At 68.0% G+C, this 7,751-nt stretch carries 7 protein-coding genes and 1 tRNA gene; 5 read left to right on the top strand and 3 right to left on the bottom strand.

Annotated elements, in window-relative coordinates; translation table 11 throughout:
• On the bottom strand, positions 1-1,076 hold a 1,076-nt coding region (locus RMO30_RS04115; protein WP_309709875.1), incomplete at its 3' end, for a sn-glycerol-3-phosphate ABC transporter ATP-binding protein UgpC.
• A 254-nt stretch (positions 1,077-1,330) separates the two neighbouring features.
• Between RMO30_RS04115 and RMO30_RS04110 the strand changes: the two genes are divergently transcribed.
• The 4 genes from RMO30_RS04110 (at position 1,331) to RMO30_RS04095 (ending at position 3,820) form a co-directional block, all read left to right on the top strand.
• Positions 1,331-2,221, top strand: a complete 891-nt coding sequence (locus RMO30_RS04110; RefSeq protein ID WP_309709872.1) for a thioredoxin domain-containing protein — start codon at positions 1,331-1,333, stop codon at positions 2,219-2,221.
• Positions 2,222-2,241: 20 nt separating this feature from the next.
• Positions 2,242-2,313, top strand: a tRNA-Thr gene (locus RMO30_RS04105).
• A 302-nt stretch (positions 2,314-2,615) separates the two neighbouring features.
• Complete coding sequence (locus tag RMO30_RS04100) at positions 2,616-2,849, top strand: hypothetical protein (RefSeq protein WP_309709870.1); 234 nt, start codon at positions 2,616-2,618, stop codon at positions 2,847-2,849.
• The gene (locus tag RMO30_RS04095; RefSeq protein ID WP_309709866.1) at positions 2,849-3,820 is read left to right on the top strand and encodes a DMT family transporter; all 972 of its coding nucleotides are present in this window, start codon (positions 2,849-2,851) and stop codon (positions 3,818-3,820) included. The genes RMO30_RS04100 and RMO30_RS04095 overlap by 1 nt, the downstream gene beginning before the upstream one ends.
• On the opposite strand, the gene RMO30_RS04090 is transcribed toward RMO30_RS04095, so the two are convergent.
• Together RMO30_RS04090 and msrB are read right to left on the bottom strand one after the other, a co-directional pair.
• Complete coding sequence (locus RMO30_RS04090; RefSeq protein WP_309709864.1) at positions 3,807-4,358, bottom strand: nitroreductase family protein; 552 nt, start codon at positions 4,356-4,358, stop codon at positions 3,807-3,809. The two genes, RMO30_RS04095 and RMO30_RS04090, sit on opposite strands and share 14 nt — an antisense overlap.
• A 13-nt stretch (positions 4,359-4,371) precedes the next feature.
• A complete protein-coding gene (gene msrB, locus RMO30_RS04085; RefSeq protein ID WP_309709877.1) occupies positions 4,372-4,788 on the bottom strand; it encodes a peptide-methionine (R)-S-oxide reductase MsrB in 417 nt (138 codons plus the stop codon).
• Positions 4,789-4,974: 186 nt separating this feature from the next.
• On the opposite strand from msrB, the gene RMO30_RS04080 reads away from it, so the two are divergent.
• Positions 4,975-7,605: an HtaA domain-containing protein gene (locus tag RMO30_RS04080; protein ID WP_309709861.1), complete on the top strand. Its 2,631-nt coding sequence runs from the start codon at positions 4,975-4,977 to the stop codon at positions 7,603-7,605.
• The last annotated feature ends 146 nt before the right edge of the window (positions 7,606-7,751 follow it).

The raw sequence follows: 7,751 nt of genomic DNA, 5'->3' as shown, positions 1-7,751 counted from the left end.
GACAGCCGCTCGCCGGTCTCGACATCGAAAGCGTGGATGTGCGCCGGCGTCGGGTTGACGACGATCTTTTCTCCCGGGTTCGGGTGGTTGCGGCCGTCGACGCGCGCGACGATCTCGACCCGTGCTCCGTCGACCTCGGTGTGTCCGTACAGGTAGCCGTCGGCGCCGAGCTCTTCGACGACGTCGACCTCGACCGGAAGGCCCTGGCCCTGGTTGGAGATCGTCAGATCTTCGGGGCGCACGCCGATCGTGACCTTCTTGGCCTTCGTGCCGGAGGTCACCTCCTTCTCGACCTTCGCGGTGGCGGTGCCGAACTTCAGCCCACCATCGACGATGTCAGCGTCGAACAGGTTCATCGCGGGGCTGCCGATGAAGCCGGCGACGAACACGTTCTGCGGGCTCTCGTAGAGGTCGCGCGGAGTACCGACTTGCTGCAGCACGCCATCCTTGAGCACCGCGATGCGGTCACCCATCGTGAGCGCCTCGGTCTGGTCGTGGGTGACGTAGACCGTGGTGACGCCAAGGCGGCGCTGAAGGGATGCGATCTGGGTGCGGGTCTGCACGCGCAGCTTGGCGTCGAGGTTCGACAGCGGCTCGTCCATGAGGAAGACCTGCGGCTGACGGACGATCGCACGGCCCATCGCGACGCGCTGACGCTGACCACCGGAGAGCGCCTTCGGCTTGCGGCCGAGGTAGGGCTCCAGGTCGAGCAGCCGGGCGGCTTCGAGCACGCGCTGCGCCCGCTCCTCCTTGTTGATGCCGGCGATCTTGAGCGCGAAGCCCATGTTCTCGGCGACCGTCATGTGCGGGTAGAGCGCGTAGTTCTGGAAGACCATCGCGATGTCGCGATCCTTCGGCGGAACATCGGTGATGTCCCGGTCGCCGATGAGGATGCGGCCCGAGTTGACCTCTTCGAGGCTGGCGAGCATCCGCAGCGTCGTGGACTTGCCACAACCAGAAGGGCCGACCAAGACGAGGAATTCTCCGTCTTCGACCTTCAGGTCGATCTGGTCGACAGCGGGGCGGGTGGAGCCGGGATAGAGGCGGCTCGCCTTGTCAAACGTAACTGTTGCCATAGGAATACTGCTCCCGTTCACCGGCAGGTACGTGCCGGACGATCCGTAGTGAATGGATGGAATGCGCCGAGCGACGTCGGTCGGCACCCCCCGATTATGGCACGTCCGCTCGCACCGCGTTCAGCTGGTGTGCGGCCACCTCCCAGCGAGGGACTCTACGCTCGCATCCGGCGTGCCTGCCCCCACCGCGGTTGCCCGCGGCCTGGCGAGTGCAGTAGCTTGGCGCCTGTTTGCCCCACCCGAACGAGGACCTTATGAGTGAATCCCGCGAAGCCGCGCGGGAGCGTGCGCGCGAAATCCGCGCACAGCACCGTAAGCGCGACCGTCGACGCCGTTTCGGGGTCGTCGCTGCGGTCATCGGCGGGGTGGTTGTCGCCGGACTCATCGTGACGTTCGTGCTCGTGAGCTCGCTTCGACCGTCGACGCGCGGTCCGCAGAACATGCAGAGCGACGGTCTCAAGATCGGCGAGGGATTCGCGGCGGTCCGCACCCCGGCCCTCGGTGTCGGGGACACCCCGGTCGCCTCTGAGCCGAACCCCACGGATGTCGTCGACATCCAGATCTACTACGACTACCTCTGCCCCAACTGCGGTGCTTTCGAGGAGCGCAATGGCGACCAGTTGCGCGAATGGATCGAGAACAACGCCGCGACCGTCGAGTACCACCCGATCGCGATCTTCACGGCGAAGTCGGCGGGCACCCAGTACTCGCTGCGCGCGGCAAACGCCGTCGCCTGCGTCGCCGAACTGTCACCCGACCAGTTCTTCGACTACCACGAGGCGCTCTTCGCCGACCAGCCTGAGGAGAACACCCCCGGCTTCACCGACGACGAGCTGCTGGCAATCGCCGAGGAGGCGGGAGTCGAGCATCTCGGCAACGTCGAGAAGTGCATCGACACCCAGCGCTTCCGGGTCTGGGTGAACGAGGCGACCCAGCGCGCACTCGCCGGGCCGATCGCCGGAACCGAGGTGGCCTCGATCGCGTCGACCCCGACGATCATCGTCAACGGCGAAGAGTTCAAGTACACGACGGCATTCGACCCGAACGAGTTCGCCCAGTTCGTGGCCCGTGCCGCAGGGCAGTCGTTCAGCGACAACCCGACGCCGACACCGACGCCCACGCCGACCGAGACACCGGCGCCATAGCCAGTACGATCGACCAGAATGCCCCCGTAGCTCAACGGCTAGAGCCCCTATCTTGTAAATAGGAGACAAGGGTTCAACTCCCTTCGGGGGCTCTGTCTGTCGTCGGTCGTACGGTGCGCGCCATGAGAGACTGCGCCAACTGCGGTACCGAGACGAGCAACCCGAAATTCTGCTCTCGGAGCTGCCGAGCTTCCTTCTGCAACCGAGGCGTGCGTCGTCACGGTCAGGCACCCGGCGAATGCCGCCAGTGTCTGGCGCCCCTCGACCGACGGAGGCATCCGTTCTGCTCGCTCACCTGCCATCAAGAGTCCCTCGCCGAACAGCGAATCAAACGCTGGCTGGCCACCGGTCTGCCGGTCACCAGATCCTCACGGGTGCGATTCGGGACTGGATCATGATGGAGCAGAACGGCGGGTGCGCGATCTGCTGTCGGGAACCGACGTGGAATGGTGCGACGCTGGTGTTCGTGCTCGACCACATCGACGGCGACAGCGGCAACCACGTCGGCGCCAACGTGCGGATGATCTGTCCCAACTGCGACAGCCAGCTGCCCACCTTCAAGGCGCGCAATCGCGGCAACGGTCGCCACTTCCGCCGCGAGCGATATCGGGCCGGGCTCTCCTACTGATGGCCGCAGCCCCGCCGATCCCGCCGGCCGCGGCCCCCGGTCGTCTCGCCTTCGCGCTCGTCGCGGCGTTCGGCACGGGCACCCTCGTCGCGCTGCAGACGCGCCTCAACGGCGAGCTCGGGCAGCGGCTCGGCGACGGGTTCCTCGCGGCCTTCATCTCGTTCGGGTCGGGTTTCGTCATCCTCGCGGTCGCCGCCCTCGTCTGGCGCCCGGGTCGGCGCGGAATGGTGCGGGTGGCGCGGGCCTTGCGGGAGCGCACCATCCCATGGTGGCTCGTGCTCGGGGGGGCCGGGGGTGCGTTCTTCGTGCTCGGTCAAGGGCTCACCGTCGGGGTGCTCGGTGTGGCGCTCTTCACGATCGCGGTGGTCTGTGGGCAGACGGTGAGTTCCCTGCTGCTCGACCACCGCGGCCTCGCCCTCATGCCGGCCACGTCGGCCACCCCGCAACGCGTCATCGGGGCGGCACTCGCTGTGGTCGCCGTCGGGATCGCCGTCTCTGACCGGCTGCGACCCGACGCTCCCTACCTGGCAGTCGTCATCCCGCTGGCGGCAGGGCTGTTCGTCGGCTGGCAGCAGGCCGTCAACGGCCAGGTGCGGCAGGTCTCGGGTTCGGCTTTCACGGCGACGTTGGGCAACTTCCTGGCCGGCACGGTTGTGCTCGGTATCGCCCTGCTCGTGCACACCGCCGTAGCCGGGTGGAATCCCGACTTCCCCGCGGACTGGTGGCTCTACCTCGGCGGGCTCGTCGGGTGCGTGTTCATCGCCTCACAGGCGGTCATCGTGCGGACGACCGGCGTGCTGCTCATGAGTCTCGCGCTGCTCGGCGGGCAGCTGGTGGCATCCGTCGTCTTCGACCTGTTCGCGCCGGTGTCGGGAACGGGCCTCCACCTCGTCACGGCCATCGGCAGCGCACTCGTGCTCGTCGCCGTGGTCGTCGCAGCGTTCCCGGTCCGCGCGGTCAGAGCGAGCTGAGCAGGTCGTTCGCCTTCCCGGGCTTGCGGCGTCCGCCCTTCGACTTCTTCGTGCCGCCGATGTAGAGCCAGCCGAGCAGGTACTCGTCGGGTTTCAGGTCGTGCATCCGGTGCACCGCACCGGATCGCGTGTAATGACCGGTGCGCCACATGACGCCCCAGCCGGCCTCGTCGAGCACGAGGCTCAGCGCGTGTGCGACGCCCGAGGCGACGGCTTCCTGTTCCCACCCGGGCACTTTGTGGCTCGGTTTCGGCGACACGACGACGGCGATCAGCAGCGGCGCACGGAGCGGCTTGGCTGCCATCTTCTCGGCCGCGCCGCCGTCGAGTCCGGTGGCCTCGACGATCGACGCGCCGAGTCGACGACGTGCATCGCCGCGCAGCGCGATGAGCCGCCACGGCCGAAGCGAACCGTGATCGGCGACGCATGCCGCGGCCTCGATGAGTGGCACCAGCTCGCGCTTCGTGGGAGCGTCGTCGTTCACCGACGGCTGCGAGCGCCGCCGCCGCATCCCCTCGGCGATCGGCCCGGTGCTCATGAGCGGACGCCCGTCACGACTCGGCGTGGAACCCGAGCGACAGCGAGTTCATGCAGACGCGCAGGCCGGTCGGTGTACCGAAGCCGTCGTCGAAGACGTGACCGAGGTGCGAGCCGCAGTTGGCGCAACGCACCTCGGTGCGCACCACCCCGAGCGAGCGATCTTCGATGAGCTCGACGGCATCCGGGTTCACCGAGTCGTAGAACGACGGCCAGCCGCAGCCGGAGTCGAACTTCGTGCCGCTCTTGAACAGCTCGGCATTGCACGCCGCACAGGTGTAGAGGCCGGAGCGGCTCTCGTCGAGCAGCTCACCGGTCCAGGCTCGCTCGGTGCCGGCTTCGCGCAGCACCTTGTACTGCTCGGGGGTGAGCTCTGCGCGCCATTGGTCGTCGGTCTTCGCGACCGAATAGTCCTTGCCGCTGGTGTTCATCACGTGTCCTTACGGGTGTCCGCGGCGGGCCGGATGGCCACCTCCCTATTCAACCGGAGGCGGGGTGATTCCGTTCCCATCAGGCTACAACAAAGGTTAGGTAAGGCTGTCCTTTGACAAACGTGCTCTTGTTCCTTACGGTCGAGGTTAGCTAAGCCTAAGCTAACTCTCCAACGAAAGACACCGATGAGCACTCCTGCGTCCCGACCTCTCCTGCGGCCCTTCGTGATTCTTCTGAGCCTCGTGCTCGCACTCGCGGGGCTGAGCGTTTCGACCCTCCCCGCGGCCGCCGCCGAGGGTGATGTCGCGGGGGCGACCCTGGAATGGGGAGTCAAGGCCTCGTTCCGCAGTTACCTCGTCGGACCGATCGCGCACGGACACTGGACGGCCTCCGGAGTGACCGACTCGACCCCGTTCGGCTGGAGTGGAGGATCGGGCGCGGCGCCCGGCGGGAGCGGTGCCGTCGCCTACGCCGGAAGCCTGCAGTTCCAAGGGCACCAGGGCTACGGCGTCGCTGCCGAAGAGTACGCGCTCGACCTCACCTTCTCCGACGTAACCGTGCGCGTCACCAGCGCGACGACGGCGGAACTCGTGCTCGACGCGCGCAGCCGGGTCCTCGCCGACCCCACGACCTTCGTTGAGCTGAACGACGCGGTAATCGCGACGCTTGATCTCGCCGGCGGTACCGACGCCTCGACGAGCGGTGTCATCGCCTGGAACGGCGTACCCGCGGTGCTCACCGCCGATGGCGCGACGGCGTTCGGCGGGTTCTACCCGGCTGGCACCGCGCTCGACCCCGTGAGCTTCTCGTGGCCGGTCGAGACGGCTCCCGAGCCAGAGCCGGTCGTTCCCACCATCTCGGTCTCGGAAACGACGGATCTCGAGAGCGGCGATGTCGTGACGGTTACCGGCACGGGTTTCGGCCCGAACGAGACGGGTGGTCCGCTGGGCACACGTCCCCCGCTCGCCGGAAAGTTCAGCGGTGTGTACGTGACGTTCGGCACGTTCCTGGATGTCTGGAAGCCCAGCGAGTCGGCTCCGTCGAGCGCGCGCAAGACAGCGCTCGGGGCGACGAAGTGGGTGGTGGATGCCGATGATGTCGCGACCATCGGCGGCGCGGCTGCGGGAGCCATCGCCATCGACGAGGACGGGTCGTTCTCGGTTGAGATCGCCGTGACCGACAACTTCGCCGGAGCTCTCGCCGACGGCAACTACGGCATTTACACCTACCCCGGTTCGGGCGCGACGTATGCGCCCTTCGAGACCTTCACCCCGATCTCCTTCGCGACCGAGACCACCCCGACCGCGCCCCCGGTCGACCCGGTCACGACGCCCGCGCCGGGCTCGCTCGGCTGGGGGATCAAGGCGTCGTTTCGCGAGTATGTAACCGGCCCCATCGCGAACGGATCGATCTCGGTCAGCAGCGGCGCAGGTGTCGCGGGCGGGGGCTACTGGTTCCCGCAGTCTTCCGCCGGCGTGACCGCCACCACGGTCGACATCGCCTATCGCGGTGCGGTGACCTTCACGGGTCATAGTGGGGCGCTCAACCTTCGCATCGCCGACCCGGGGGTGCGCATCACGAGCGCCACGGCAGCGGTCTTGTCGGTCGCCACCGGGAGTGGGCGGGTCGACTTCGCCACCCTGAACCTCGGCGCGGCGACCGCGACGACGGATGCCAGCGGCGCACGGACCTACACGTCGACTCCGGCCACCCTGACGTCGGCGGGCGCGGCGAGTTTCGACGGGTTCTACGCCGCCGGAACGGCGCTTGATCCCGTCACCTTCACGATCGGGTCGGCGAACGTGGCGAGCGGTCGCACGTCGACGACGTCGGCAGCATCCGCAGCGACACATACCCCGGATGCCACCCCGCCGGCGACCGAGGGCATCGACTCCGAGCAGTCCGACTTCACGGAGGGCGAGGAGGGCACCTTCACGGCCGCCGGCTTCCTGCCGGGCGAGTCGGGCATCCTCGCGGTCATCTACTCCGAGCCGACCGTGCTCGCGACCAACGTGACGGCGGATGCCGACGGGGCCGTCACCTGGAGGGGCAATCTCCCGACCGGCCTGACCGGCGAGCACACCTTCACCTTCCAGGGCTCGGTCGATCGGGGCATCGTGCTCGACATTGCCGCGGCGGATGTCGTCGGCTGCACGGTCGAGGGTGCTGAGCTGACCTGGGGCTTCAAGGAGTCGTTCCGCGCCTACATCGACGGATCCATTGCCAACGGCGAGTGGGCGACTGCCGACGGGGCGACCTACGAGACCCCGGCATTCGGGTGGGCGAACGGCACCGGTGGTTACGACGCCGAGACCGAGGATGCCGACCTCGCCTTCACCGGTTCGGTGCGGTTCACCGGCCACGGGGGCGTGCTCGACACGACGATCGCGAATCCCCGGGTCGTGATCGAGGGTAATCGCGCGGTGCTGCTGCTCGACGTGACGGGAACGACGCAGGACGGGGCTCCGGTCTCAAGCGTGGGCGTCGAGTTCGCCGAACTCGATCTCGACGCCGCTGAGCGGGCGGGCGGCGGTGACCTCATCGCGTTCACCAGCATCCCGGCGGTGCTCACCGACGCGGGAGCAGCGGCGTTCGGCACCTACCCGGCGGGCGAGGCGCTCGACCCGCTCGACCTCTCGATCACGGTCGACCCGGCGTGTGGAGAAGCGGCCTCGACGACAACTTCCCTCGAGACGTCGGTCGACTCCGAGAATGCCTCCGCGGTCTCGTCGTGGCCGTGGATCGTCGGCGCGCTGGTCGTGCTGCTGATCGCCGCGGCGATCGTGATCCTCACCCGGCGCGCCCGACGGGTGTAGCTCGTCGATCGTGGCCGTGGGGCTGGCAGGATGACCGCCATGCCCTTCGACACGCGGCCTCATGGGGCCGCTGCTCAGGAGAACCGCAGCCCGACGGCCGACTGGTACGAACGTGCTGCCACCCGCGACCTCGTCGGCCACTCCGC

The organism is Pseudolysinimonas sp., assembly GCF_031389465.1.
Taxonomy (GTDB): domain Bacteria; phylum Actinomycetota; class Actinomycetes; order Actinomycetales; family Microbacteriaceae; genus Pseudolysinimonas_A.
The sequence above is the reverse complement of the archived record's forward strand: the minus strand, read 5'-3'. Positions and strand labels throughout refer to the sequence as shown.